Source organism: uncultured Bifidobacterium sp. (assembly GCF_959020155.1).
Classification (GTDB): Bacteria; Actinomycetota; Actinomycetes; order Actinomycetales; family Bifidobacteriaceae; genus Bifidobacterium.
In genome coordinates this window covers 1-25,046 of the sequence record NZ_CAUERC010000015.1, presented here as the reverse complement: position 1 = coordinate 25,046, position 25,046 = coordinate 1, and the positions used below count along the sequence as shown (strand labels likewise).

General features: G+C 60.3%; 21 protein-coding genes and 1 pseudogene. 8 read left to right on the top strand and 14 right to left on the bottom strand.

Going from position 1 to position 25,046, the window contains the following annotated elements; genetic code table 11:
- Positions 1-6 precede the first annotated feature (6 nt).
- On the top strand, positions 7-1,206 hold the full coding sequence (serA, locus tag Q5H31_RS05305) for a phosphoglycerate dehydrogenase (protein ID WP_302457562.1): 1,200 nt from the start codon (positions 7-9) through the stop codon (positions 1,204-1,206).
- A 134-nt stretch (positions 1,207-1,340) separates the two neighbouring features.
- Here serA and nrdR read toward each other — a convergent pair whose 3' ends face one another.
- Positions 1,341-1,817 (bottom strand): transcriptional regulator NrdR, encoded by a 477-nt coding sequence (gene nrdR / locus Q5H31_RS05300; RefSeq protein ID WP_060620860.1) that lies wholly within the window; start codon positions 1,815-1,817, stop codon positions 1,341-1,343.
- 16 nt (positions 1,818-1,833) lie between these two features.
- Positions 1,834-2,184 carry a LysM peptidoglycan-binding domain-containing protein gene (locus tag Q5H31_RS05295; protein ID WP_053495491.1) on the bottom strand — a complete coding sequence of 117 codons (351 nt, stop codon included), beginning with the start codon at positions 2,182-2,184 and terminating at the stop codon, positions 1,834-1,836.
- Between the two features lie 150 nt (positions 2,185-2,334).
- Here Q5H31_RS05295 and lexA point away from each other — a divergent pair, with 150 nt between their 5' ends.
- A complete protein-coding gene (lexA, locus tag Q5H31_RS05290) occupies positions 2,335-3,060 on the top strand; it encodes a transcriptional repressor LexA (protein ID WP_007052535.1) in 726 nt (241 codons plus the stop codon).
- Positions 3,061-3,225: 165 nt separating this feature from the next.
- Positions 3,226-4,164 (top strand): cation diffusion facilitator family transporter, encoded by a 939-nt coding sequence (locus Q5H31_RS05285; RefSeq protein WP_060620859.1) that lies wholly within the window; start codon positions 3,226-3,228, stop codon positions 4,162-4,164.
- Between the two features lie 141 nt (positions 4,165-4,305).
- On the opposite strand, the gene Q5H31_RS05280 is transcribed toward Q5H31_RS05285, so the two are convergent.
- Both Q5H31_RS05280 and hflX read right to left on the bottom strand, forming a co-directional pair.
- The gene (locus Q5H31_RS05280) at positions 4,306-5,268 is read right to left on the bottom strand and encodes an L-lactate dehydrogenase (protein WP_007052533.1); all 963 of its coding nucleotides are present in this window, start codon (positions 5,266-5,268) and stop codon (positions 4,306-4,308) included.
- A gap of 180 nt (positions 5,269-5,448) precedes the next feature.
- Complete coding sequence (gene hflX / locus Q5H31_RS05275; protein ID WP_007052532.1) at positions 5,449-6,954, bottom strand: GTPase HflX; 1,506 nt, start codon at positions 6,952-6,954, stop codon at positions 5,449-5,451.
- A 158-nt stretch (positions 6,955-7,112) separates the two neighbouring features.
- Here hflX and Q5H31_RS05270 point away from each other — a divergent pair, with 158 nt between their 5' ends.
- From Q5H31_RS05270 to Q5H31_RS05260, 3 genes are read left to right on the top strand one after another with little or no spacing between them, the layout of a single operon-like run.
- Positions 7,113-7,769 carry a class I SAM-dependent methyltransferase gene (locus Q5H31_RS05270; RefSeq protein WP_007054390.1) on the top strand — a complete coding sequence of 219 codons (657 nt, stop codon included), beginning with the start codon at positions 7,113-7,115 and terminating at the stop codon, positions 7,767-7,769.
- Positions 7,759-11,895 (top strand): DUF3418 domain-containing protein, encoded by a 4,137-nt coding sequence (locus Q5H31_RS05265; protein ID WP_302457561.1) that lies wholly within the window; start codon positions 7,759-7,761, stop codon positions 11,893-11,895. Before Q5H31_RS05270 ends, Q5H31_RS05265 begins: the two co-directional genes overlap by 11 nt.
- Entirely contained in the window at positions 11,892-12,863 is a 972-nt protein-coding gene (locus Q5H31_RS05260; protein WP_302457560.1) for a hemagglutinin, read from the top strand. The genes Q5H31_RS05265 and Q5H31_RS05260 overlap by 4 nt, the downstream gene beginning before the upstream one ends.
- A 79-nt stretch (positions 12,864-12,942) precedes the next feature.
- Here Q5H31_RS05260 and Q5H31_RS05255 read toward each other — a convergent pair.
- Positions 12,943-13,398 (bottom strand): annotated as a pseudogene (locus tag Q5H31_RS05255) (MFS transporter); the annotation flags it as partial.
- Between the two features lie 217 nt (positions 13,399-13,615).
- Complete coding sequence (glnA, locus tag Q5H31_RS05250; protein ID WP_007052524.1) at positions 13,616-14,953, bottom strand: type I glutamate--ammonia ligase; 1,338 nt, start codon at positions 14,951-14,953, stop codon at positions 13,616-13,618.
- A gap of 148 nt (positions 14,954-15,101) precedes the next feature.
- On the opposite strand from glnA, the gene Q5H31_RS05245 reads away from it, so the two are divergent.
- The gene (locus tag Q5H31_RS05245) at positions 15,102-16,535 is read left to right on the top strand and encodes a DUF2252 domain-containing protein (RefSeq protein ID WP_007052523.1); all 1,434 of its coding nucleotides are present in this window, start codon (positions 15,102-15,104) and stop codon (positions 16,533-16,535) included.
- A gap of 103 nt (positions 16,536-16,638) precedes the next feature.
- Here the strand turns inward: Q5H31_RS05245 and priA are convergent, their stop codons facing one another.
- The 8 genes from priA to Q5H31_RS05205 all read right to left on the bottom strand — a co-directional run bounded on the left by priA (position 16,639) and on the right by Q5H31_RS05205 (position 24,032).
- The gene (priA, locus tag Q5H31_RS05240; RefSeq protein WP_007054385.1) at positions 16,639-17,364 is read right to left on the bottom strand and encodes a bifunctional 1-(5-phosphoribosyl)-5-((5-phosphoribosylamino)methylideneamino)imidazole-4-carboxamide isomerase/phosphoribosylanthranilate isomerase PriA; all 726 of its coding nucleotides are present in this window, start codon (positions 17,362-17,364) and stop codon (positions 16,639-16,641) included.
- Positions 17,365-17,433: 69 nt separating this feature from the next.
- Positions 17,434-18,081 (bottom strand): imidazole glycerol phosphate synthase subunit HisH, encoded by a 648-nt coding sequence (hisH, locus tag Q5H31_RS05235; protein ID WP_007054384.1) that lies wholly within the window; start codon positions 18,079-18,081, stop codon positions 17,434-17,436.
- Between the two features lie 34 nt (positions 18,082-18,115).
- The gene (locus Q5H31_RS05230) at positions 18,116-18,910 is read right to left on the bottom strand and encodes a hypothetical protein (RefSeq protein WP_021975231.1); all 795 of its coding nucleotides are present in this window, start codon (positions 18,908-18,910) and stop codon (positions 18,116-18,118) included.
- A complete protein-coding gene (gene hisB, locus Q5H31_RS05225) occupies positions 18,910-19,509 on the bottom strand; it encodes an imidazoleglycerol-phosphate dehydratase HisB (protein WP_007052519.1) in 600 nt (199 codons plus the stop codon). Before hisB ends, Q5H31_RS05230 begins: the two co-directional genes overlap by 1 nt.
- Before the next feature lie 85 nt (positions 19,510-19,594).
- A complete protein-coding gene (locus tag Q5H31_RS05220; protein WP_007052518.1) occupies positions 19,595-20,755 on the bottom strand; it encodes a histidinol-phosphate transaminase in 1,161 nt (386 codons plus the stop codon).
- Positions 20,752-22,149, bottom strand: coding sequence for a histidinol dehydrogenase (gene hisD, locus Q5H31_RS05215; protein WP_060662256.1), 1,398 nt, complete (start codon positions 22,147-22,149; stop codon positions 20,752-20,754). Before hisD ends, Q5H31_RS05220 begins: the two co-directional genes overlap by 4 nt.
- A 101-nt stretch (positions 22,150-22,250) precedes the next feature.
- Positions 22,251-22,544, bottom strand: a complete 294-nt coding sequence (locus Q5H31_RS05210) for an acylphosphatase (RefSeq protein WP_060662257.1) — start codon at positions 22,542-22,544, stop codon at positions 22,251-22,253.
- A gap of 12 nt (positions 22,545-22,556) precedes the next feature.
- Positions 22,557-24,032, bottom strand: coding sequence for an FGGY-family carbohydrate kinase (locus Q5H31_RS05205; protein ID WP_193020049.1), 1,476 nt, complete (start codon positions 24,030-24,032; stop codon positions 22,557-22,559).
- A gap of 105 nt (positions 24,033-24,137) precedes the next feature.
- Here Q5H31_RS05205 and Q5H31_RS05200 point away from each other — a divergent pair, with 105 nt between their 5' ends.
- On the top strand, positions 24,138-24,965 hold the full coding sequence (locus Q5H31_RS05200) for an aldo/keto reductase (protein ID WP_131214911.1): 828 nt from the start codon (positions 24,138-24,140) through the stop codon (positions 24,963-24,965).
- Positions 24,966-25,046 lie beyond the last annotated feature (81 nt).

Here is a 25,046-nt window from a genome sequence, read left to right as displayed (position 1 = left end):
TGAAGCATGCCCAAAGCACTGTTATTGGAAAACATTCACCCCGACGCGGCCAAGTCGTTGCGTGACCACGGTTTCGAAGTCGAGACCATGAAGGGAGCCCTGAGCGAGGACGAACTCATCGATGCGCTGGATGGCGTGGACTTGGTGGGCGTACGCTCCAAGACCAACGTCACAGCCCGCGTGCTGGATGCGCGTCCTACGCTCAGCGCCGTCGGCTGCTTCTGCATCGGCACCAATCAGGTCGATCTGGCACATGCCGGCAAGCGTGGCATCGCCGTGTTCAATGCTCCCTACTCCAACACCCGTTCCGTGGTGGAATTGGTGATCTGCGACATCATCTGCTTGATGCGCCGCATTCCCGCACACACGCATCACATCAAGCATGGCCTGTGGGACAAGTCCGCTTCCGGCTCGCATGAAGTGCGAGGCAAGACCCTCGGCATCATCGGCTACGGCAACATCGGCTCCCAGCTGTCGGTACTGGCCGAGGCCCTCGGCATGCGCGTGGTGTTCTACGACATTGAGGAGAAACTGGCACTGGGCAATGCCCACCGTTGCGACACCCTCAACGAACTGCTGGAACAGTCCGATGCCGTGACCCTGCACGTGGATGGCCGCAAGTCGAACACCGGCTTCTTCGGCGAAGACCAATTCGCCCACATGAAGCAGGACGCGATTTTCATTAACCTTTCGCGCGGTTTCGTCGCCGATCTGGGAGCTCTGAAGCAGCACCTCGATTCCGGCCATCTGTCTGGCGCGGCGGTCGACGTGTTCCCCGTTGAACCGAAGAAGAGCGGAGATCCGTTCGAGACCTCACTGGCCAATGAAGACAATATGATTCTGACTCCTCATATTGGCGGCTCCACCTTGGAAGCTCAGGAATCCATCGGCCATTTCGTCTCTCAGCGTCTTGAGGATTACTGGTTCAGGGGTTCTACCTCCTTGTCCGTGAACCTACCGCAGATCAACCTCGGTGAGTGCGAGGGTGTGTGCCGTATTGCCCATCTGCACGACAATCTTCCTGGTGTGCTGGCTCATGTCAATCATGTGCTCGGCGAGGAGAACATCAACGTTTCCTTCCAGTCGCTGGCAACCGAAGGCGAACTTGGCTATGTGGTCACCGACGTGGCTCAGAAGCCCAGCGCCGCCACGCTTGAAGCACTGCGCAACATCGAAGGCACCATTCGCATGCGTGTCATCAGCTGACGCAGCTCATCCTCGATTGATATGAAAGAGACCCGTCATCATGACGGGTCTCTTTCATAAGTGCTGGGCTTCATGATTGGCTCGCACCATGGTTTGCGAATCACTCGCATATCACGGTGCATGGCATTCGCATATTATTCACGCAAACCATCAATGGCGCTTTGGAAATCCTCCAGACCTGCAAAGTCCTGGTACACACTCGCGAATCGAAGGTACGCCACCACATCCAAGTCACGCAACGGTTTCAGGATGGCTTTGCCCACTTCATCTGAGGTGACTTCGGCAAGGCCTCGGGAGCGAAGATCCTCTTCGACTTTCTGTCCCAGCAGCTTCAGATCCTCTTCTCTGACCGGCCGCCCCTGACAAGCTTTGCGTACGCCGGAAATCACTTTGTCTCTACTGAATGGCTCCACGCCACCCGAACGTTTAGTGACCAGCAGCATACTGGTTTCCACCGTGGTAAAACGCTTGCTGCATTTCGGGCATACGCGACGCCGTCGGATGGAATGACCGTCATCGCTAATGCGCGTATCAATGACTTTGGTGTCGGGGTTCTGGCAAAAAGGACAATGCATGCTCCCCAGAATAACGTGTACGGGCGGAAAAACCATGCCGCTCGGGTTTCATTTACTCAACCGGAACAATAATGCGCTGCCCGGCCTGCAATGATCCGGACTCAAGATTGTTCAACGCAATCAGCTCATCCACCGTTTCCGATACATCATGACCAGCAGGCGTGATAGCCGAAGCATATGACCAGAGCGTATCCCCCGGCCGCACGATATAACCGGTCACCTGCGTGGCCCCCGTATCCGATTGGGCCCGCTGAACGGTAAGCGCGCCGAAACCACACCAGGCCAGCGCCAAGGCGACCATCACTGCGATAATCTTCCCACGCGCATTCCGGCGGGACGTTCCAGCATGCTGCATAGCTACACGTGCGCTACGGGCCGGGGCCATCACCATTGAACCAGTCATCACGACCACCTCTCTCGAACAGATGTTCTATCGAACAACTGTTCTTATAATGGCACAAACGTTCGACACGGTCAAGTCGAAACTCGAACAGATGTTTGATTTCACACGAACAACACGTTATGCTGGTGACATAACGAAAGGAGCCCTGACGTGAGCACCATTCCCTTCTCCCCCAAGCAGAAGCCGGACGAGTCCACCCTGACCGACCGCCAGCGCAAAGTGTTGGACGCCATTCGCACGCATATCGACGAACAAGGCTTCGCTCCCTCTTTCCGGGAAATCGGAAATGCCGCCGGGCTCAAAAGTCCGTCTTCGGTCAAGCATCAGCTACAAGTTTTGGAAGACAAGGGCTTCATCCGCATGAACGCGAACAAGGGTCGAGCCATCGAGGTGGTGGCAGGATCCGCCCCGAATGCCGAAAAGCCCTCCCAAGCCAGCGAAGAGGCAACCAGCACCAGTAATGTGGCGGAGATATACCAATTCCCCGCCGAAGCCATTGCCGAATCACACGATGTGCCGCTCGTTGGCCGTATTGCCGCCGGCGTGCCAATTACCGCCGAACAGCATGTGGACGACGTCATGCGTCTGCCGGAACGGCTGACCGGCTCCGGCACCCTGTTCATGCTGGAAGTCCACGGCGATTCCATGGTGGATGCCGCTATCTGCGATGGCGACTATGTGGTGGTGCGCGAACAGAATTCCGCCGTCAACGGAGATATCGTCGCCGCTCTGCTGGATGACGAGGCCACGGTGAAGACCTTCCGCAAGGAAAACGGCCATGTCTGGCTGATGCCGCACAACCCCGCATACTCGCCCATCGACGGCACACATGCCACGATTATGGGCAAGGTGGTCACCGTGCTGCGCAAATTGTAGCCTGTTCGCCACCAGCTGATCAGCGTGCACCGAATCGCGCCGGTCGTGCTATAGTCACGCACAGCTTACGGAACCCCGGCCTCGCGCCGGGGTTTCGTCGTATTCAGACCATATCGCAAATGGTATTGAGAAGCGGTTTCAACTCGATAGAGCGAAGGAGTACATATGGCTCATACCCATGCACCCGCACCATCCACATCCATAAACCCTGCCGCGCACCAGCGTAGGCTGATTGCCACGTTGACCGTAACCGGTTCGGTCTTCCTCATCGAAATGGTGTCGGCTGTCTTAACCGGCTCATTGGCCCTGCTGGTGGATGCCGGTCATATGCTCACCGACATGTCCGTGCTGGCGGCATCCACAATCACCGCCATACTGATGCGCCGCAAGCCCAACAACACTCGTACTTGGGGCTGGGCCAGGCTTGAGGTGCTCACCGCTGCCGCAGGTGCCGTGGTGCTGCTCATCGTTGGCATCTATGCGTTGGTGGAGGCCGGCATGCGTCTGTTCGGCGGTTCCAAAGCGGAAATCGACGATATCGGCTTGCTGCTGTTCGCGGGCATTCTGGGTCTTGCCGCAAATATCATCTCGATTTTCATCCTTGCCTCGCAGCGCGAAGACAACATGAATATGAAGGCCGCGTTCCTCGAGGTGATGAATGACGCACTTGGCTCGGTGGCCGTGGTGGCCTCTGCCCTGGTAATGATCCCCACCGGATGGAATGGCTTCGACGCCGTGGCCGGTGCCGTCATCGCACTGATGATGATTCCGCGCGCCATCAAGTTGCTGCACAACGCGGTCAAGGTGCTGCTGGAGGAAACACCGGATGGACTTGACCTCGATAAGGTACGCGAACATCTGGAAGACGTGCCGCATGTGCTTGCCGTGCATGACCTCCACGCCAGCACGGTGTCCACCGGCATGCCGATTCTGATGGCCCACGTGGTAGTCGACAAAGACCTCACCATGGAAGATGCCGCCACAATCCTCACCCAACTGCAGGATTGCCTGCGCGAGCACTTCCCGGTCTCGGTCCCCCACACCACCTTCCAGCTCGAGCCCGAGGGCTATAGCTCCCCCTCCTCCAACGAACTCCACGAATAAAAAATGCTCCCAACGGGAGCATTCAGCAGGGTATAAAAAATCGCTGTACGTGTGCGATTTTCGTGCCGCACAAGGTGAAGGCCTACAAAGGTAGGTCGAGTCTTGTGCGGTGCGAAAGGCGCTCCGTACAGCGATTTTTTATCAGAAGCCGAACTGGGCGGCGGTTTCCTTCAGCGTCTCGGCAGAGCGCTTCAGAGCGGCGAGCTCCTTGTCGGAGACCGGGGTGTTGATGGTGTTGTTGACGCCCTGACGGTTGAGGAGGGTCGGCACGGACATGCAGATGTCGGAGATGCCGTGGAAGTCCTTGAGCATGGAGCTCACGGGCAGAATGCGGTTGGTGTCGTGCAGGACGGCTTCGATGATGTCGACGCCGGACATGCCGATGGCGTAGTTGGTGGCACCCTTACCGTTGATGATCTTGTAAGCGGCGTTCTTGACTTCCTGGTGGATCTCCTCGCGCTTGTCGGCGTCGAGCGGATCGTGGCCGGGCAGCGGGGTCCAGTCGCACATGGGGACGCCACCGATGGTGGCGGACTCCCACAGCGGGACTTCGGAGTCGCCGTGCTCGCCGGCGATGTAGGCGTGCACGTTCTTGACGTTGACGCCGGTCTGCTGGGCAATCAGGAAGCGCAGGCGAGCGGAGTCCAGGTTGGTGCCGGAACCGAAGATCTGGTTCTCGGGCAGACCGGTGAGCTTCTGAGCCACGTGGGTAGCGATGTCGACCGGGTTGGTGATGAGCATGTAGATGGCGTTCGGAGCCACCTTGACCAGGTTCGGCATGATGGCCTTGAGGATGTTGACGGTAGCGCCAACGAGCTCAAGACGAGACTGACCCGGCTTCTGACGCGGACCAGCGGTGATGACGACCATGTCGGCGTCGCGGCAGATCTCAGGATCGTCGGAACCGTCGATGGACACGGTCGGGTAGAAGCTGGAGCCATGCTGCATGTCGAGCACTTCGGCTTCCACGCGCTCCTTGGCGATGTCTTCAAGCACGATCTCGCGAGCGATGCCACGCTGGGCAGCGGCGAAGGCGAGGGTGGAGCCAACGGCACCGGCACCAATAACAGCAAGCTTCGTGGGCTTAACGGTAGTTTCCGCCATGATGGATGAACCTCTCTTCAAAGGCGGTCTGCTGATGAATGGCAGGCCTTGTAACTAACGTCTTCACTCTATAAACCCGCTAAGACGTTTTGCTACCAGCACACCACCCTGTTTGATAACCGTATGGTAATGTTTTCAACGGTTGTTAGCGCTCACGAATATACTGTGATGTTTATCACGTTAGTCAATGGACTGTTCGACCACCTGAGCGGCAAGATGGGCGTCAACGTCCGCTTCAAGCTGTATGCCATCATCGCGGTACTCCACCTTGTCTACCTTGCCGTATTCGCGTACACGAGAGATCAGGGAGCCAGCGGCATACGGCAGCAGAGCGTTGACATGCACATGCGGGACCGGCAGCAGACTTTCGACCGCGGTACGCAGCTCGTCCAATCCCTCACCGGTATAGGCGGAGACGATGAACGCATCTGGCTGCAGCGCGGCGAGTCGTTCACGAGTCGCCTCGTCCGCCTGATCGGCCTTGTTGAATACGAGAATACGCGGAATCGAGGCCGTGCCTTCGATGTCCGCCAACACGTCATTGACCGCGTCGACCTGAGAGAACGGGTCAGGGTGGGAGCCATCAACCACATGCAGGATCACGTCGGCCTCGGCCACCTCTTCCAGGGTGGATTTGAACGCCTCGACCAGCTGGGTGGGCAGGCGGCGCACGAAGCCGACCGTGTCCACGTAGGCGTAAGCGCGTCCGTCGCGGGTTTTGGCGCGGCGCACGGCCGTGTCCAATGTGGCGAACAGCGCGTTTCCCACCAGTTCGGCCGAACCGGTCAGACGGTTGGTCAACGAGGATTTGCCGGCGTTCGTGTAGCCGACCACGGCCACTGTGGGCAGGCCGAAGCGACGGCGTGAACCGCGCTTGACCTCACGTGCCGGGGCCATCTCACGAATCTGACGGCGCAGTCTGGCGATACGCGTGCGAATTACACGACGGTCCATTTCGATTTTGGTCTCGCCCGGGCCTCGCGATCCGATGCCCGCATCCGCGCCGGCCGCGCGACCGCCGGCCTGACGGGACAGCGAACCACCCCAACCACGCAGTCGGGGCAGCATGTATTCGAGCTGCGCCAACTCCACCTGCGCCTTACCTTCACGCGAGGTGGCGTGCTGGGCGAAGATGTCCAGAATCACCGCGGTGCGATCCACCACCTTGACTTTGGCGGCGTCCTCCAATGCACGGCGCTGTGACGGCGGCAGGTCGTCGTCCACGATAATCGTATCGGCTTCCTCACGCGCCACGATGCCGGCAATCTCCTTGGCTTTGCCGGAACCAACGTACGTGGCTGCATCCGGCTTGGAGCGATGCTGCAGCAAACCATCGCATACCACCGCACCGGCGGTTTCGGCGAGCGCCGCCAACTCTCTCAATGATTCCTCGGCCTTGGCTTGCGTGGTGACGGCGGACGACCAGACGCCGACGAGCACCACACGTTCCAGACGCACCTTGCGGTATTCGACTTCGGTGACGTCCTGCAGCTCGCCGAGACCGGCGACATGCTTGAGCTCGTTGCGGGCCTCGCGCTCCTCCCATTCCTGGTTGGCGTCCTCATGCCAGCCGGTCGCGCGCTGGCTGTCGTCGAGCAACACTTCGGACTGCTCGGCCAGCACACCTTCAGGGGTAACGTCGTTGTTGCCGCGGTTGATGTCGGTGTACTGGGTGTTGTCGGTCAAGTGCGCCTCGTTTGGTTGGAATGGTTCACGATTCTTCTATGGTCCTTTATTATCATCACATGAGGTGACATGCTGGCATAGATCGGCACGTACCGGCATAGGCCGGCTGATACAGGTCGGCATACGAGAGCGGCGAATCCCGCAGAAATGGAGCGACCATGGCAGAACAGTATTTCTCTGCGGAACCCGCATCGAAGGATGTGCGCCGCACATTGAACGTAACGTTGCGCGGCCATGAGGCGACCGCTCAGGTGTCGAACGGCGTGTTCTCCGGCTCGCGCGTGGACCTCGGTACGTCGGTATTGCTGAAGCATGCGCCCGAGCCGCCGCTTACCGGCGATTTTCTGGATTTGGGCTGCGGCTGGGGCCCTATCGCCCTGACATTGGCGTTTGAGTCGCCCGAAGCGAACGTGTGGGCGGTGGATGTCAACGAGCGCGCGGTGGACCTGACCCATGCCAACGCACAGGCGAACGGCCACACGAACATTCATACGGCTCAGGTGGACGAGTCCAGCACTCCCCTGCCTGCCGAGAACCAGCCGGCGTTCTGCGAGACGGTGCCGAGCGACCTCACGTTTGATGTGATTTGGTCGAACCCACCGATCCGAGTCGGCAAGGAAGCGCTGCATACATTGCTTATGGCTTGGCTGCCGAAGCTCAAGGTGGGCGGTGCCGCCTATCTCGTAGTGCAGAAGAATCTCGGTTCCGATTCGCTGATCCCCTGGCTGGACGATGCGCTCGGCGAGGGGTTCACTGCGAGCAAATACGCGAGCTCCAAGGGCTTCCGTATCATTGAAGTTCGTCATGAAATATGAGTATCCCGCAGAACTTCCCGTATCTGCCGCGCGTGATGAGATAGCCAGCGCGGTCAAACGTTCCCAAGTCGTTATTGTGTCCGGCCAGACCGGTTCGGGCAAAACCACACAGCTGCCGAAAATCCTGCTTGAGCTTGGCCGTGGCACGCACGGCAAGCAGATCGTGCACACCCAGCCTCGCCGTATCGCCGCACGCACGGTGGCCGAACGTATCGCCTCGGAGATGGGCGTGAAGCTCGGTGACGAGGTCGGCTATCAGGTGCGTTTCACCGACGAAAGCTCGCCCGGCACACGATTGAGGGTCGTGACCGACGGTATTCTGCTCGCCCAGATCCAGCGCGATCCGAAACTCACCCGATACGATACGATCATCATCGACGAGGCGCATGAGCGCAGTCTTAACATCGACTTTCTGCTCGGCTATCTGACGGCACTGCTGCCTCAGCGCCGCGATCTGAAGCTCATCATTACCTCCGCGACCATCGATTCGGTCAAGTTCCAGGAGCATTTCGAGCACGCCTTGCATGAGAAGGTGCCGGTAATCGAGGTTTCCGGCCGCACCTTCCCCGTGCAGGTGGTCTACGAGCCGCTTGGCACCGCGCCCGCGTTGATGCGCGAAGTGCCGGGATTCGCGGTGGGCGCCCGCCCCGGCGACGCCGATTACGACGAGCTGGCCAGCGCCATCGCGGAATCCGATTCCGACCGGCCCCGCGGCCGGTCCGGTGCCTCCTATGCCGATGACGGCATCACCGATATGCCTACCGCCGTGGCTCGAGCCTGCGCCGAGCTGGTGATTCACTCCTCCCACGAGCGCGGTCCCCGCGATATTCTGGTCTTCGCCTCCGGCGAGCGCGACATCCACGAGTTCGAGGCCGCACTGCGGCATCATTACGGCCCGCGCGCCGACGACATGCGCCGGCCGGATGCCATCGAGATCATGCCGCTGTTCGCGCGACTGTCCGCCGCCGACCAGCATAAGGTGTTTGAATCGCACCTTCACCAGCGCATCGTCATTGCCACCAATGTGGCTGAGACCTCGCTGACCGTGCCCGGTATCCGGTATGTGGTGGACCCCGGTTCCGCCCGTATCTCCCGGTATTCGAAGACCGCAAAGGTTCAGCGTCTGCCGATCGAGCCGATCAGCCAGGCCAGTGCCGACCAGAGGTCCGGCCGATGCGGCCGTGTGGCCGACGGCATCGCGATCCGCCTGTATTCGCGTGAGGATTACGAGACCCGTCCGCGCTTCACCGAGCCGGAAATCCTGCGTACCTCGCTGGGTGCCGTGGTACTCCACATGCTGTCGGTGGGCGTGGCCCGCACGGCCGAGGACGTCACGAACTTCGGGTTCATCGATCCGCCGGATATGAAGGCCGTGTCGGACGGTTTCAATGAGCTCACCGAGCTCAAGGCCATCGGCCGCAAGCGCGGCGAGGTGACGCTCACCCATACCGGTCGTCAGCTGGCGCGCATCCCCATCGACGTGCGTCTGGGACGTATGGTTATCGAGGCCGCGAAAACCGGTTCGCCGAATCTTCTGGCCCAGGTGCTCGTGGTCGTGGCGTTCCTGAGCTTGCAGGACCCACGTGAACGCCCGGACGACAAGCGTGAGGATGCCGACCGCATCCACAACCGGTATGCGGATGAGACCTCCGACTTCCTGACGGCCCTGAATATCTGGGACCGCGTGTTCCAAGCAGACGGCGACCCGAGCAACAACGCGCTGCGCCGTATCTGCAAAACCGAGTATTTCAGCTGGCTGAGGATGCGCCAGTGGAAAGATCTCGTCTCCCAGCTACGCCAGATGTGCAAGGAGCTGAAGTTCAAGGTCGGCGACCCGCTGCCCGCCTCCCGCCCAGGCTTGGAGATCCGCCAGCTGCCGTTGAATCAGCAGGCCGCGCATTCGCTGTGCTGCGCGTGGGATGCGGACGGCATCCACAAGTCGATGCTCGCCGGATTGCTGTCGATGATGGGCATGCAGGTGGTGCGCGAGCCCAAGGCCTCCGATTTCGCGGGGCTGACCGGTTCGGCGCGCGCCCGTGCGATGAAACGCGCCCAGAAGCAGTCGAAGAACGATTATCAGGGCGCACGCGGCACCCGTTTCGCCCTGTTCCCCGCTTCCGCCGTGGCCAAGAAGACCCCGTCATGGGTGATGAGCACCGAACTGGTGGAAACCTCTCGCCTGTGGGCCCGCTATTCGGCGGCCATCGACCCCGCGTGGGCCGAACCGTTGGCCGGCCAATTGACCCGCACCACGTATGCGGATCCGCACTGGTCGGGTTCGCGTGGCTCGGCTGTGGCCACCGCGCGCGTGCTGCTGTATGGTCTGCCGATCGTACAGGACCGTGCCGTGCAGTGGGGACGCATCAATCCACTTGAGGCGCGCGACTTCCTGATTCGCCAGGGTCTGGTCGAGGGCGATATTCAGCAGCGTTTCAGTTACGACGACTTCGTGGGCAAAAACCGCGACATTCTCGAGGATGCCGCCGATGATGCGAGCCGCACCCGCCAGCTGGCGGATACCGTGTCCGACGAGGATCTGTTCGACTTCTACAACGCGGTCATTCCCAACGATGTGACCAGCGTGGCCGATCTGGCGAAATGGTGGAAGTCCGAGCATGACCGTCAGCCGAATCTGCTTGATTTCGACCCGGCCAAGGTGGAGCGTCTGGCATCCAGCGATTCGGTGAGTCTGGACGATTACCCCGACCATTGGCATACGACCGGATCGGACGGCCAACCCATCGACCTGCGTCTGAGCTACGTGTACGATCCGGCCGACCCGGCCGACGGCGTCACCGTGCATGTGCCGTTGAAGGCGCTCTCGCGTATCACGCCCGACCAGTTCACATGGAATGTGCCGGGTCTGTTGGATGAGCTGATCCTGTCGATGATCAAGGCGCTACCCAAGCAGCTGCGCGTCCAGTTCGTGCCAGCCCCGGATGCCGCGCGTGCGATTCGTGACTGGATCGACGAGCATTACCCGGATCTGCCGGGCTCGGGCTCGCAGCAGAAGCCGAATCTGCCGCCGGTGGATGAGGATGGCACGACCGTTGGCTGGCCCGATCTGGCACATGTGTTCACCAAGGCGGCCATCGCCACCAAGGGTGCGCAGATTCATCCCGAAGTGTTGGGGCCGGAACTGGTCGAGCGTCTTTCCCCGTATCTCAGAGTCACGTTCTCGGTGGAGCAGCAACTGCCGGCCGGCAAGCACCCTCGTGGACGCCGGCATGCGCGCGGCCCCATCAAGGTGCTGGGTGTGTCCAAGGATCTGAAGGCGCTGCAACGCAAGTTCGCCGCGCAGGCGGAGGCGTCGGCCCGTCAAATGGTCAAGAAGCAGGCCGATCAGGCTGGAGAACAGGGCAAGCTGGTCAGTCAGGCGAACCTGTTGCATAAGGCGGGTGCCACCACCGAGTCCCGGGCCACGATGCTCTGGCGTGGCGCATTGGATGCGTTGCGATTGCCGGCCGAACGCATTTCGTCGCGCTGGCTGGGTACCGAGGCGTTGATGCTGGCTTCTGCTCCGTACAAGTCCACCAAGGATCTGGTCGAAGACCTGCAGCTGGCCACGGTCAAACGGCTGATGCCGAATGTCGACAGGCTCTCGGACGATGAGGCGTTAGCCAATGCGGTGCTCGATGTGCGCGAAGTGTACGAGGACACCGTCTATCAGGTGGCGCATGACGTGATCGCCGTGCTCAAGGCTTATGCCGAGGTCGACAAGGCCACTGGCGGCAAGGCTGATCTGCCGATGCTTTCGGTGTTGCAGTCGATTCGCGACCATATCGCCACGCTCGTCTACCCCGGATTCATCGGGCGCACTCCCCCGGATGCGCTGAAGTCGTTGAGCCGATATTTGAGAGCCGATCTGAGCCGACTCAATAAGGCGAAAACCGATAAGAACCGTGATGTCAAGTGGGCTTGGCAGGCCGACGAGGCCCGTCAGGTGGTTGATAAGGCGTTGGCCCGTGCCAAGGCGGAGCCGGCCGGCCCGAAGCATGAGGCATTGATGAAGCAGGCCGAACAGGCCCGTTGGATGCTTGAAGAGTTCTACGTGTCCCTATGGGCGCAGGAGCTTGGCACCAAGGGGCCGGCTTCGCTCAACCGTATCAAGAAAGCGCTGGCGTGACCGGACGGCAAACAAGTCGCCAGGCCACGCGCCAGCGCACGCGCAAGCCGTCATCACAGCGTGGGCAAGTGCGCGGACGCCTCGGCAATCGGAACAGGAAACGCAATCGTAGGCACGGTCCGATCAATGTTCTGAAGCGTTCCTGGCGTAAGGCGAACTGGCCGACCCGTATCAAGATGGTGCTGATTCCCACGGTGGCGGTGGTCGTTGTCGTAGCGCTGGTGGCCGGGCTGGTTCGTTTCACAAACTGGCGGGCACAGGTTCGCGCAGCCGAGGCGGCACAGCTGGAACTGACGCGAACATACGATTTCAATCCGGGCAATATTATTTCGGATGGTCAGTTCTTCAACGGTTCGGCGATGAGTCAGGCCGAAGTCCAATCGTTTTTGGACACACAAGGTGGCTCGCTGGCCGCGATGACCTTCGACACATCGAACGAGTCAGGCGAAGGCCTGTGCGCGGACTATACAGGCACCAAAGGCGAGTCGGCGGCGGCAATCATCGACCAGTCGGCCCGCGCCTGCAAGGTGAGCCAGAAAGTGCTGCTCACCGTGATGCAGAAGGAGCAGCATCTGGTCACTGCCGTCGATCCCAGCGACTATCAGCTTATGGCGGCGATGGGGTTGAACTGTCCGGATACCGCCGACTGCGATCCCGCCTATGCCGGATTCTTTCGGCAGGTGTATGGCGCGGCCAAGCGGTACCGTTACTATCTCGAGCACGAGGAACAGTACGGGTATACGGCGCACAATCTCAACTACATCCAATATCATCCGAACGCGGCATGCGGCGGCGCACAAGTGTATATCGAGAACAAGGCGACCGCCCTGCTCTACATCTATACGCCCTACCAGCCGAACATCGCCGCACTGGCCGCTGGCAACGGTACCGGCGATTCCTGCTCCAGTTATGGCAACCGCAACTTCGCGCTTATCTACACCAGCTGGTTCGGTTCGCCGCGAAGCTGATAACGGCAGCTGACCGGTCTTGTCCGATTGGACTCGGCCAACACTGTCAGCGTTCGACGTATGGACGCAGCAGGGTCGTGGCACCAACCGCCAGCAGCGAGGCGAAAGCCAGCAGACACAGGCAGACGGCCTGCACGCAGTAGATCGGTCGAATGTGGGTCAATGGTTCCACGCCATGACCTTTGTCGGCCAGCTTGCCGCCGTACAGGTTGCTCCACAGGCAGGCGCAGCCGTAAATCACCAAGCCGATGCTGATATAGCGTTCGGGCACGCCGATTTCGTCGCGCATGATCGGCGAAAGATACGTGTAGAAGACATAGGAGGCGGCTGCGCCGAAGACCACATCCGCCACGCCGAGCTGGATGCGGCGGTCGAAGAACAGGCGGAATTGCCTCAGGAAACCGATCTTCGCCGGATGCGAGTTGCGTGGCAGAGACACTGCCATCGATGCCATCAGCACGGCGGTGAGCACCGAGACCAAGGCAAAGGTGACACGCCAACCAAAGGTATCGGCCACCCAAGTGCCGGCCGGTACGCGCGGTGTTCGCAGGTGCGTTCGTCATGGGTGCTCTCTTGAGTGCTCTCGCTCGTACTACAAGCTGATTCGTCGGTTATGTCAATCGTTTTTTCGTACCAACTCAGCGACAACGTTATTCCCACCTCTGCCCACTACCCACCACCACGACACGCCATAGAAAACCCCGCCGATGACCAATCATCGACGGGGTTTGGCACATGTGCAACGCTTGCGATTACAGCTTCGGCAGATACTTCTTCAGCTCGTAAGGCGTGACCTGCTGGTTGTACTCCTCCCATTCCTGGTGCTTGTTGTCCAGGAAGTAGCCGAAGGCGTGTTCGCCGAGCACGTCGGCCACGAAATCGGATTTCTCCATGATCTTCAGCGCCTCGTCCAGCGAGCGCGGCAGCGGCTGAATGCCCATAGCCTGACGTTCGCCGTCGGTGAGCTCCCACACGTCATCACTGGTGGGTTCGCCCAGCTGCATCTGCTTATCGATGCCGTCGAGACCGGCGGCCAGCAGCACCGAGTAGGCAAGGTATGGGTTGGCCACCGGGTCGAGCGCACGGAACTCCATGCGCGCGGAGTTGCCCTTGCCCGGCTTGTACTGCGGGATACGCAGCAGCGCGGAACGGTTGTTGTGGCCCCAGCAGATGTAGCTTGGTGCCTCGTTACCGCCCCACAGGCGCTTGTACGAGTTGACGTACTGGTCGGTGACCGCGCAGATTTCGGCCGCATGGTACAGGATGCCGGCGGCGAACTGGCGGGCGGTCAGGGACATGTTGAACTCCTGACCGGCCTCGTAGAAGGCGTTGGAATCGCCTTCGAACAGGCTCAGGTGCGTGTGCATGCCGGAACCGGGCGCGTCGGCCAGGGGCTTGGGCATGAAGCTGGCGTGAATGCCACGCTCCAAGGAAATCTCCTTGACCACCGTACGGAATGTCATGATGTTGTCGGCCATGGTGAGCGCGTCCGCGTATCGCAGATCGATCTCGTTCTGGCCTGGCCCCGCCTCATGGTGCGAGTATTCCACCGAGATGCCCATTTGCTCGAGCATGTTCACGGTGGCGCGGCGGAAGTCCATGCCTGGGCTGCGCGGCACGTGGTCGAAGTAGCCGCCCTCGTCGATCGGGGTCGGGGCCTTGGACCAGTCGTCCTGGCTTTCGAACAGGTAGAACTCGATTTCCGGATGCACGTAGAACGTGAAGCCCTTGTCCTTGGCTTTGGCGAGCGTGCGCTTCAACACGTGACGTGGATCGCCGAGCGAAGGCTCGCCGTCCGGGGTCAGAATGTCGCAGAACATGCGGGCGGTACCTTGCGGGCCACCGCGCCACGGCAGGATCTGGAACGTCGAGGGATCGGGTTGAACGATCATATCGTCTTCGGACACGCGGGTCATGCCCTCGATGGCGGAACCGTCGAAGCCGAGACCCTCCTCAAACGCGGCTTCCAGTTCGGCCGGAGCAATCGCCACGGACTTCAGTGTTCCCAACACGTCCGTGAACCACAGACGAATAAAGCGCACGTCGCGTTCTTCGACCGTGCGCAGCGCAAACTCCTGCTGTTTATCCATAGTCGCCTATCGTTCCATAACCGTGTTACGAAGGGCGTTAACATCTCACTGTTCGTCACCTGCGAGTCGCGAGATTTCATCAACATGCCCCGGTCCGCATGTCAGGCATGGTTCAGGCCCATGCCGGCACGGCACTATGGTAGTGACTATGAGCGAAGATCATCTCACCCCATCCGCCAATCCGCCCGTCGACGTGACCAGCTGGACACAGGCCACCGACCCGCGCGACCGTTCGCGCGCCGGCATCGCCACTCGTACCAAGGCGCCGCTGGACGCACATGCCATCTGGAAGGTCAAGGAGGGCCGGCGTGAGGCGATCAGCCTTTTGGAGGAGCAGTCCGCGATTCGCGTACCGGATCTGATTCCGCTGCGTTACAAGCGTATGAGCGCCAGCCCCTTCACCTTCTACCGGGGCACCGTGCTCATCATGACCAATGACCTGGCTTCCACGCCGGTCACTGGCATTCCGGTGCAGTGCGTGGGCGACGCGCATATCGGCAATTTCGGCATTTTCCGCTCCCCTTCCGCCCGTCTGGTGTTCGATATCAATGATTTCGACGAAACCGCTATCGGCCCGTGGGAATGGGATCTGAAACGTCTCGCCGCCTCGGTGGAGATCTGCGGACGCGCCAACAAAATCAAGGAGAAGGACCGTCGCGCCGCCGTGGTCCAGTGCGTACACACGTACCGCACACGCATGAAGTGGTTCTCCGAAATGGATTACCTTGACGCGTGGTACGAGCACCTGGACGTGGAGGAGACGCTCGACCGCTTCGAGACCACCGGTTCCAAACGCAGCCGTGTGCTGCGCGAGGCGGCCATGAAGGCGCTGCTGAAGGATAACGACGCGGCGGCGGCCAAACTGTGCCGTTATGAGAGCGGCAAGCTCAGGTTCAAATCCAATCCGCCCGAGCTGGTGCCGATCAATCAGCTGGATGATTACGCCGACTTGGATGCGTTGCAGGCACGTATAGACACGCTGTTCGAGAGCTACCGGCATTCCCTGTACGACGATCGCCGTTGGGTGTTCGATCATTTGCGCTATCAGGACGCGGCCCGCAAGGTGGTGGGCGTGGGCTCGGTGGGCCAGCGCGCGTGGACGTCGGTGTGGATCGCGCGTGATATCGACGATCCGATGATGATTCAGATGAAGGAGGCCACGTATTCCGTGCTCGAGCATTACTGCGGCGCGTCGCCGTACGCCACGCACGGTGAGCGCGTGGTTCAGGGGCAGAAGCTGATTCAGAATACGGCCGATGTGCTGTTGGGTTGGTCGAGCTTTATGGCCGAGGATGGCCGACCGCGCGACTATTACGTGCGCCAGTTGTGGAATGGCAAGGGGTCGATTGATATCGACAATCTCAACGCTTCGGGATTGAGCGATCTGTCACGCATGTGCGCATGGTCGTTGGCGCACGCCCACGCCCGCACCGGCGATTCGATTGCGATCGCCAATTACATGGGTGGCACCGACGAATTCGATCAGGCCATCGCCTCATTCGCCGTCAGCTACGCCGAACAGAATGATGAAGACTACGCCGTCTTCAAAAAGCTCCTCAAATCCGGCGACCTCCCTTGCTGAGCCGTTAAGCGGACAGCCCAATGGGCTGTCCGTAGGAGGGGTCTGAGTGAAGCGATAGCTGAGCGAAGGTAGATTAACAGTCTCGCTAAGGCGAGTCCTTTGCCTACTTCGCTACTTCAAGCGCTTCCTGGAGCGTGAACGCACGTGCATAGAGGGACTTGCCGAGGATGGCAGAATCAACACCAATTTCAGCCAGTTCCTTGATGGCGCGCAAATCGTCCAGCTTGGAGATACCACCGGAAGCCGTGACCTTGGCGTCGGTGCGTTCAGCGACTTCACTCAGCAATTGAATGTTCGGGCCGGACATCATGCCGTCCTTAGCCACGTCGGTTACCACGTAACGCGAGCAGCCCACGGAGTCAAGGAACTTCATGGTCTCAAACAGGTCGCCGCCTTCGCGCGTCCAGCCGCGCGCCGCCAGTGTGTGACCGCGCACATCCAGACCAACAGCCACGCGGTCGCCGTACTTCTTGATGACCGAGGCGGTCCAATCCGGATTCTCCAAAGCGGCGGTGCCGATGTTCACTCGGGCGGCACCGGCCTCAAGGGCCGCGTCCAACGAAGCGTCATCGCGCACGCCGCCGGACAGTTCGATGTTCACGCGGTCGCCGAGCTCATGAACGATTTCTCGCAGCTGATCGCGATTGTTGCCCGTACCGAAAGCGGCATCAAGGTCGACCAGGTGAATCCATTCGGCACCGGCCTCAACCCAAGTACGGGCGGCCTCGAACGGCGAACCGTAATCGGTTTCGGAACCGGATTCGCCTTGGCGCAGGCGCACGGCCTTGCCATCGCGTACATCGACGGCGGGCAGCAGAGTCAACGACATAAGAAGAGCCTTTCTTCAGTTACTTATACACAATTTGAGCTCCCTCGTCAGAGGGAGCTTCATGCTTTTTTACAGCGTGGCGATCCAGTTCTTGAGGAGCTGGGAGCCAGCGTCCCCGGACTTTTCCGGGTGGAATTGCGTGGCGGACAGCGGGCCGTGTTCGTAGGCGGCCACAAAGCGCGATCGGCCGTACGAGCACCAGCTCACGCGTTCGGGCGAATCGCTCAGATCGATGTCGAAGCGGGACGTATCCGCCGGCTTCACTTCCATCGCGGCGTAGGAGTGCACGAAGTAGAACCGTTCGTTCTCCACGCCGTTGAGCAGCACCGAATCGGGGGCGGCCTCGATCGTGTCCCATCCCATGTGAGGCACCACGTCGGCGTCCAGCAGGTTCACCGAACCGCCGATCAGTCCGATGCCTGCGGCATGGGCACCGTGCTCCAGACCGTGTTCGAACATGATCTGCTCGCCCACGCACACGCCGAGCACCGGGCGGCCAGCGCGGATGCGATCATAGATCACACGGTCGCCGTCGACCTTCTTCAGTCCTTCCATACATGCGGCGAACGCACCCACGCCCGGCACGACTAGGCCGTCGGCCTCCAACGACTGCCGGTAGTCGGAGGTGAGGGTGGTGTCGACGCCAAGATTGGCGAGCGCACGCACCATGGAACGTACATTGCCGAAACCGTAATCGAAAACAACCGCTGTGGTCATCTGCTCTCCTATCCCCTACTGGTTTGGTTGGCGTCTATTCGATGCGGGAGCCGCGCCCGCCACGTCCGCGCCTAGTGTGGTTGGCGAGAATCTGCATCGCCTGATCATGGTCGAGTCCAGCGGAATCCACCACTTCGAACCCTTGGGTCTTGAGTTGGTTCAGGGTTACGATGCCGAGCATCAGGTCCTCGACGAAGCGCGGTGTGGAGGTGAACAGCACGGGCGGCGCGAAACTCTGGCCGGCCTCTCCCTGCACGTACATGGCCACTTCGAGCTTGTCGGCACGATTGACTGCAAGAATCACGGCCATGCCGGATACCACGGTGGTCAGGTCCTTGGCTGCGGCTTCCGGGCCGTCGCCGTCCAGATTCTTCAGCACCGCGACGGCCCCCTGATTGGCACCGATGCATGCGGCGGAGATGTCCGACAGCTGGCAGAACGCGGCCAACAGTTCGGCGGAGGCAAGACGGGTAACGATCAGCGCCACCTTCGCCTTGTTACCCAACAGTCCAGCGAGTTCGTTGTCGAAGCCGAGCGAGGGGTCGACCACATCGGCCATGGCCTCGTTCACCGCATCCGCAACGGACCCGGTGACGTCGTCGGTCATAGGCCGGCCGGAATCAGCGGAAGCCTTATCAGCCGTATCATCATTCGCGTCGGAATCGGACTTCGCTGAAGCAGCGTCCGCTGTTTTATCGGCATCACTGGTATCACTGGCATCGCCGGATACCGAATCGTCCGCGAATTCTTTCTCGAATCCGGCGAGCGCAGCCTCAAGCTCCTCGTCGGAGAAGTGCGATTCGTCCGGATCGAACTTGTCGTCGGTCATCACAGGGCTCCCTTGGTGCTGGGCACGCCGTCTACACGCGGGTCGATTTCCACGGCGAAGCGCAGCGCACGGGCCAGCGCCTTGAATTCGGCTTCAGCGATGTGGTGCGGGTCGCGGCCGGCGAGCACCTGCATGTGCAGGCAGATGCCGGCGTGGAAGGCGATGGATTCCATGACGTGGCGGACCAGCGAGCCGGTAAAATGGCCGCCGATCATGCAGAATTCGTAGCCTTCGGGCTCGCCGCTGCACACGCAGTACGGGCGGCCGGAAATGTCGACCACGGCCTTGGCCAGCGCCTCGTCGAGCGGCACGGTGGCGTCGGCAAAGCGGCGGATGCCTTTCTTGTCGCCGAGAGCCTGCTTCAGAGCTTCGCCGAACACGATGGCCGTATCTTCCACAGTGTGGTGCACGTCGATGTCGGTGTCGCCGTGGGCGTGGATGGTCAGGTCGATCAGCGAATGCTTGCCGAGCGCGGTCATCATATGGTTGTAGAACGGCACGGATGTATCGATATCGGTTTTGCCTGTGCCGTCGAGGTTCAGTTCGAGGTCGATGTGTGATTCGCTGGTTTCGCGGACGATGTGCGCGGTTCTTGCCATCATGTCTCCTGTGTGATTCGTCATATTGGATTGCGGCGGGACTCGAATCGCTTCGGGTCTCGCCGCAATCGGAAAGAAACGTCCCTTATGCTGCTTCCACTATACGAAGCACTTCAACAAGGGCGTTACGGAAGGTTTCCATCTCCTCGTCGGTGCCCATGCACACGCGCAGCCAACCGTCCGGTCCGACCACGCGGATGAGTACGCCGCGCTTCAGGAGCTCGTCGAAGATGGCTTCACGCTTGTCGAAGTGCCCGCCGAACAGCAGGAAGTTCGAGCCGGATTCGGCCACTTCAAGCGGCTGGTCCTTGTAGGTCTGTTCCTTGAGCCATGCGGCGGTGGCCTCGCGGGTTTCGCGCAGGTGCTCGACACGGCTCAGCTGCTCGTCGGTGTGTTCGAAGGCGGCCAGTGCGGCGGCCTGAGTCACGGCGGACAGGTGGTACGGCATACGTACGATACGCACGCAGTCGATGATGCCCTTGGACGCGGCCAGGTAGCCGACTCGCGCACCGGCGAAGGCGAAGGCCTTGCTCATGGTGCGGCTGACGGCCAAGTTCGGGTGGTCCTTGATCAGGCTCACGGCGCTCGGGGTGCCGGGCTTGCGGAATTCCACGTACGCTTCGTCGATGACGAGAATCGGATGCACGCCCTCGCCCGCGCCGACCACTTCAGCGGTTTCGCAGGCGGCGAGAATACGTTCGATATCCTCCATCGGCAACGGAGTGCCGGTCGGGTTGTTTGGGCTAGTGAGCAGCACCATCGAGGGCTTGACCTCGGCGATGGCCTCAAGCACCTTGTCGACGTTCAGCGTGAAGTCGGCGTTGCGGTGGGCGAGCTTCCAACCGGTGAAGGTGTCGCGGGCGTACTCCGGGTACATGGAGTACGTCGGGTCGGCACCGAGTGCGGTGCGGCCCGGGCCACCGAAAGCCTGGAACAGCTGGAGCATGATCTCGTTGGAGCCGTTGGCACCCCACAGCTCGTCCACGTCCAGACGGGTACCGGATTCGCGGGCCAGGTAATCGGAGAATGCCTGACGCAATTCGATGTGCTCACGGTCCGGGTATCGGTTGAGTGTGGGGGCGATTTCACGCACACGCTTGGCGATGGTGTCGCATACGGCCGGGTCCGGCGCATACGGGTTCTCGTTGACGTTCAGGCACACCGGCACGTCCAGCTGGGGAGCGCCGTACGGCTCCTCACCGATCAGGTCGTTGCGCAGCGGCAGGTTTGCAGGAATCGAGCTCATCGCAGACCGGCTTCCTTCTCCTGCTCGCGCAGGGTGGCCTTGTCATACGGATCCTTGACGAAGCGGGAGAGCACGCACTCGCCGTGGGCGGGCAGGTCCTCGGATACCGCGAAGGCGTTGATGCGGGCGGCGAGGGCCTTGAGGCCTTCCTCGTCGTATTCGATGACTTCGACCGGCTTCATGAAGGTGTGCACGCCGAGGCCTGCGGCGAAGCGGGCGGTGCCGCCGGTGGGCAGCACGTGGTTGGAGCCGGACATGTAGTCGCCCAACGGCACCGGGGAGTACGGACCGCGGAAGATGGCACCGGCGTTCTTGATGCGCTTGACGACCGCATCGGCATCCTTGGTCTGAATCTCAAGGTGTTCGGCGGCGTAGGCGTTGGCCGCGTCGATGGACTGGTCGAGACCGTCGGTCAGCACGATGGCAGACTGGGTGCCGGACAGCGACGTGTGGACGCGCTCGGCGTGCTCGGTACGCGGCACGCGGTACTTGAGGTTCTCCTGCACCTTGTCGGCAATCTCGGTGGAGTCGGTGAACAGCACGGAACCGGCGAGCTCATCGTGCTCGGCCTGGCCGATGAGGTCGGCGGCCAGCAGGCTCGGGTTGGCGGTTTCGTCGGCGATGATGCCGATTTCGGTGGGGCCGGCAACCGCGTCAATGCCCACGAATGCGGAGACCAGCGACTTGGCGGTGGCCACGAAGATGTTGCCCGGGCCGGTGATCTTGTCAACCGGATCGCACAGGATGTCGCCGTCCTGCGGCTCGCTGCCCTTGGCGCCGTATGCGAACATGGCAATGGCCTGAGCGCCGCCGACCGCGTATACCTCGTCAACACCGAGGATGGCGCAGGTGGCGAGGATGGTCTTGTTCGGCAGGCCTTCCTCATTGTCGCGGGCGGGCGGGGTGGCGATGGCCAGCGATTCGACGCCGGCGGCCTGGGCCGGCACAGCGTTCATGATGACGGAGCTCGGGTAGACGGCCTTGCCGCCGGGCACATACAGGCCGACGCGCTGAATCGGAATCCAGCGTTCGGCCACGCGGGCGCCTTCGGCGAGATCGGTGTAGAAGTCCTTCGGCACCTGGTTGGCGGCCACGGCGCGGGCGCGGCGCACCGATTCCTCGATGGCGGCGCGCACTTCGGGGTCGAGCGTGGTCAGGGCGTCCTTGATCGCCTCGACCGGCACGCGCAGGTTCTTGGGACGCACGTGATCGAACTTCTCCTCGAAGTCGCGCAGGGCAGCGGCGCCGCGTTCTTTGACATCGTCCAGAATCGGACGCACCAAATCGGTGGCTTCGGAAGTACCCATTGCAGCACGCGGCATCGCGGCGAGCAGTTCGGCACGGGACAGGTTCTGACCACGCAGGTCAATGATTCGCATGATGTTCTCACTCATAACGCCCCATCGTAGCAATGTGCGAGGCCTAAGCGGCGAGGAACGCCCATGTTCACCCGTATCGTGAGATTATCGTGCGTGATGTGGGTTCGTGATACAGGTTATTGACGCACGCCAAATGCCCGAGCGGTCTCATCGATAATCGGCATGTCATGCACGGCGACGTGACTCGCTTCGGACCATCGCGGGCCAATGGCTAATTGCTCAACCAAGGCTTGCACTGCGTCGCTGCTGCCTTGTGCTTCCAGCTCAACCGAGCCATCGCGGCAATTACGCACCCAGCCCTGTACACCAAGCCGACGTGCCTGAGTCACCGTAAAATAACGGAATCCCACGCCTTGCACCAGTCCGGTGACCACTATATGTTTGCGGACCAAATTCGCCGATTGCCTCATGATGCTCAGTTCCTAATCCATCGTTCGCAGCATTGGGTAGAGGCTCAGGAATCGCCGGTATGCGTCGGCATATGTGCGTGCGGTGTCAGGATTCGGCTGGTATACAGTGCATTCGCATACTGATTGCAGCAGGTCTGGTACATTGAATACCAACGAGGCCATTGCCACTGCTGGCAGAATATCGGCATTGGCGAACACTTCAATAGGATGCTCCAACACATCGGCCAGAATCTGGCACCACGCATTTTCTCTGGCTCCGCCGCCAATCAGGGAAATCTCGGTGGGTTTGGCGTCAAAACTTTCCATACCTTGACGAATGGAGAAGGCCACACCCTCAAGCGCGGCACGCATCATGTCTGCCTTGGTGGTGTCTGGATCGAGGCCTACATAGGCCCCGCGAATATTCGGGTTCATTACGGGGAACCGCTCCCCTACCAAATAGGGCAGGCACATCACACCGTTGGAGCCGGGTTTGGATGTTTCGATAAGACGATGCGCCTCTGCGTAATCGCCATCAGCGAATACGCCGGTAACCCATTTATGCACGTCACCGGCGTTGAGGAATGGCACGGCATTCACGAAGCCTTCTTCCACGCCAAATGCCAGATTCTCAGCACCTGGCTTGTCAGTGAACGGCTCGGGCGAAACGGTGGCGATCCAGCCTGAGGTGCCGATATTGATGTTGTATTGACCAGGGTGGCTGACACCGCTGGCAAGTGTGGTGGCACCCGCGTCTCCAATGCCCGTGTATACCGCAGTTCCGGCGGAGAAACCGGTGCGTTGTGCAGCGGATTCCGTCACTATGCTAATGCAGTCCTGCGGATTATGCAGTTGCGGCAATATGGTCATGTCGATCCCTGCGGCCTCGCACAATTCGACATCCCATTGGCCATTACGGATATTCATGGCACCGGCTGTGGAACAAGCCGCCACATCGCCCACGCATTCGCCGGTTAATTGGGCGATCAAGTAGTCCTTGGAACTGATCAATACATGACGAATGCGCGCGTACGTTTCCGGCTCGTGTTCACGCAGCCACATCAACTTGGGCAACGGCAAGCAGCCTTCGAGCCGGTTACCAACGGTGTTCAGGAAACGTTCTGCACCGCCCTGATATGTCTCGGCGAGTTGCTTGGCCTGTTCCTCGGCTCGGCCATCCGAATACAGAATGGCATTGCGGACGGGATTGAGCTCGCCGTTCAAAGCAATAACATCCTGCATCTGACCGCTGAAAATGATGCCACGAATGCGAGTCACATTGAATTCTGACTCGGATTGCCGCGCCTGCTCAATCATGTGCCTGGAGGCCGAGCAGAAAGCTTGCCACCATTGATCGGGGCTCTGCTCCCGATAGTCACCGTTGATAATAAGGTCAAGTTCGCTACTCGCACTAGCTACAATGCAACCCTGCCCATTAACTAAGGCACCCTTCAACGCCGTGGTCCCCGCATCAAATGCAGCCACATATTCCGTAGTCATATCGTTCATCGTAGCGCTGAAAAAGAATCATTCTTTGCCAGCAAAACGCGGCTTATTGCATCGTCTTGTTTCTAGAATGGGAAATTGAACGAATACTACGACTAGTGAGGCATTATGGCAATTCAATCGACAATTATGCTGAACAACGGCACTGTCATCCCGCAGGTGGGCTTGGGCGTATTCCAGACACCGGATGGCGATACTACGGTGAACGCGGTGCAGACGGCTCTGGAGAATGGCTACCGCCATATCGATACCGCAATGATTTACCACAACGAGGCTTCAGTGGGTGAAGGTATTCGCCGTGCTGGTGTGCCGCGCAGCGATTTCTTCTTGACCACCAAGCTGTGGAATGACGATATTCGCGCACGCCGCGGCAAGGATGCATTCCAAGAAAGCCTCGACCGCTTGGGCGTGGATTATGTGGATCTGTATCTGATTCACTGGCCAGCAGACGGCTGGCAGCAGGCATGGGACGACTTGCAGGAGATTTATGCCTCTGGCCGTGCCAAGGCCATTGGCGTCAGCAACTTCCAAAAGCATCATATCGATGAGCTACTGACCCATAGCGATGTGGTGCCTGCTGTAGACCAGGTTGAGTCTTCCCCACAATTCACCAATCAAGAGCTTATTGGCCAGCTGCGTGCCAAGGGCATTCACACTGAAGCTTGGAGTCCGCTCGGCGGCACCGGCGGTAACCTACTCAGCAACCCAGTACTGGCCGGAATCGGTGCCAAGTACGGCAGGTCTGCTGCACAGGTAGTGATTCGTTGGCACATCCAGCGCGGTATCATCGTGCTGCCCAAGTCCACTCATGCCGAGCGTATCAAGCAGAACTTCGAGGTCTTCGACTTCAACCTATCGGTCGATGATATGACCGCCATCTCCGCCATCAACACCGGCAAGCGCAACGGTGCTGATCCGGACAATTTCAATTTCTAGACCTTTATCGGTCCAGATACGCAAAGTGAACTGCGCCCCGTTTGTTGGACGTTGTTAATTAGGATACAGCCCTAGACCGCG

Excerpts from the sequence above, each read along its gene's own strand:
- serA (WP_302457562.1), top strand. The coding sequence starts at position 7 with ATGCCCAAAGCACTGTTATTGGAAAACATTCACCCCGACGCGGCCAAG.
- nrdR (WP_060620860.1), bottom strand. The coding sequence starts at position 1,817 with ATGGTTTTTCCGCCCGTACACGTTATTCTGGGGAGCATGCATTGTCCT.
- Q5H31_RS05295 (WP_053495491.1), bottom strand. The coding sequence starts at position 2,184 with ATGACTGGTTCAATGGTGATGGCCCCGGCCCGTAGCGCACGTGTAGCT.
- Q5H31_RS05285 (WP_060620859.1), top strand. The coding sequence starts at position 3,226 with ATGGCTCATACCCATGCACCCGCACCATCCACATCCATAAACCCTGCC.
- Q5H31_RS05280 (WP_007052533.1), bottom strand. The coding sequence starts at position 5,268 with ATGGCGGAAACTACCGTTAAGCCCACGAAGCTTGCTGTTATTGGTGCC.
- Q5H31_RS05270 (WP_007054390.1), top strand. The coding sequence starts at position 7,113 with ATGGCAGAACAGTATTTCTCTGCGGAACCCGCATCGAAGGATGTGCGC.
- Q5H31_RS05265 (WP_302457561.1), top strand. The coding sequence starts at position 7,759 with ATGAAATATGAGTATCCCGCAGAACTTCCCGTATCTGCCGCGCGTGAT.
- glnA (WP_007052524.1), bottom strand. The coding sequence starts at position 14,953 with ATGGATAAACAGCAGGAGTTTGCGCTGCGCACGGTCGAAGAACGCGAC.
- Q5H31_RS05245 (WP_007052523.1), top strand. The coding sequence starts at position 15,102 with ATGAGCGAAGATCATCTCACCCCATCCGCCAATCCGCCCGTCGACGTG.
- priA (WP_007054385.1), bottom strand. The coding sequence starts at position 17,364 with ATGTCGTTGACTCTGCTGCCCGCCGTCGATGTACGCGATGGCAAGGCC.
- hisH (WP_007054384.1), bottom strand. The coding sequence starts at position 18,081 with ATGACCACAGCGGTTGTTTTCGATTACGGTTTCGGCAATGTACGTTCC.
- Q5H31_RS05230 (WP_021975231.1), bottom strand. The coding sequence starts at position 18,910 with ATGACCGACGACAAGTTCGATCCGGACGAATCGCACTTCTCCGACGAG.
- hisB (WP_007052519.1), bottom strand. The coding sequence starts at position 19,509 with ATGGCAAGAACCGCGCACATCGTCCGCGAAACCAGCGAATCACACATC.
- Q5H31_RS05220 (WP_007052518.1), bottom strand. The coding sequence starts at position 20,755 with ATGAGCTCGATTCCTGCAAACCTGCCGCTGCGCAACGACCTGATCGGT.
- hisD (WP_060662256.1), bottom strand. The coding sequence starts at position 22,149 with ATGAGTGAGAACATCATGCGAATCATTGACCTGCGTGGTCAGAACCTG.
- Q5H31_RS05210 (WP_060662257.1), bottom strand. The coding sequence starts at position 22,544 with ATGAGGCAATCGGCGAATTTGGTCCGCAAACATATAGTGGTCACCGGA.
- Q5H31_RS05205 (WP_193020049.1), bottom strand. The coding sequence starts at position 24,032 with ATGAACGATATGACTACGGAATATGTGGCTGCATTTGATGCGGGGACC.
- Q5H31_RS05200 (WP_131214911.1), top strand. The coding sequence starts at position 24,138 with ATGGCAATTCAATCGACAATTATGCTGAACAACGGCACTGTCATCCCG.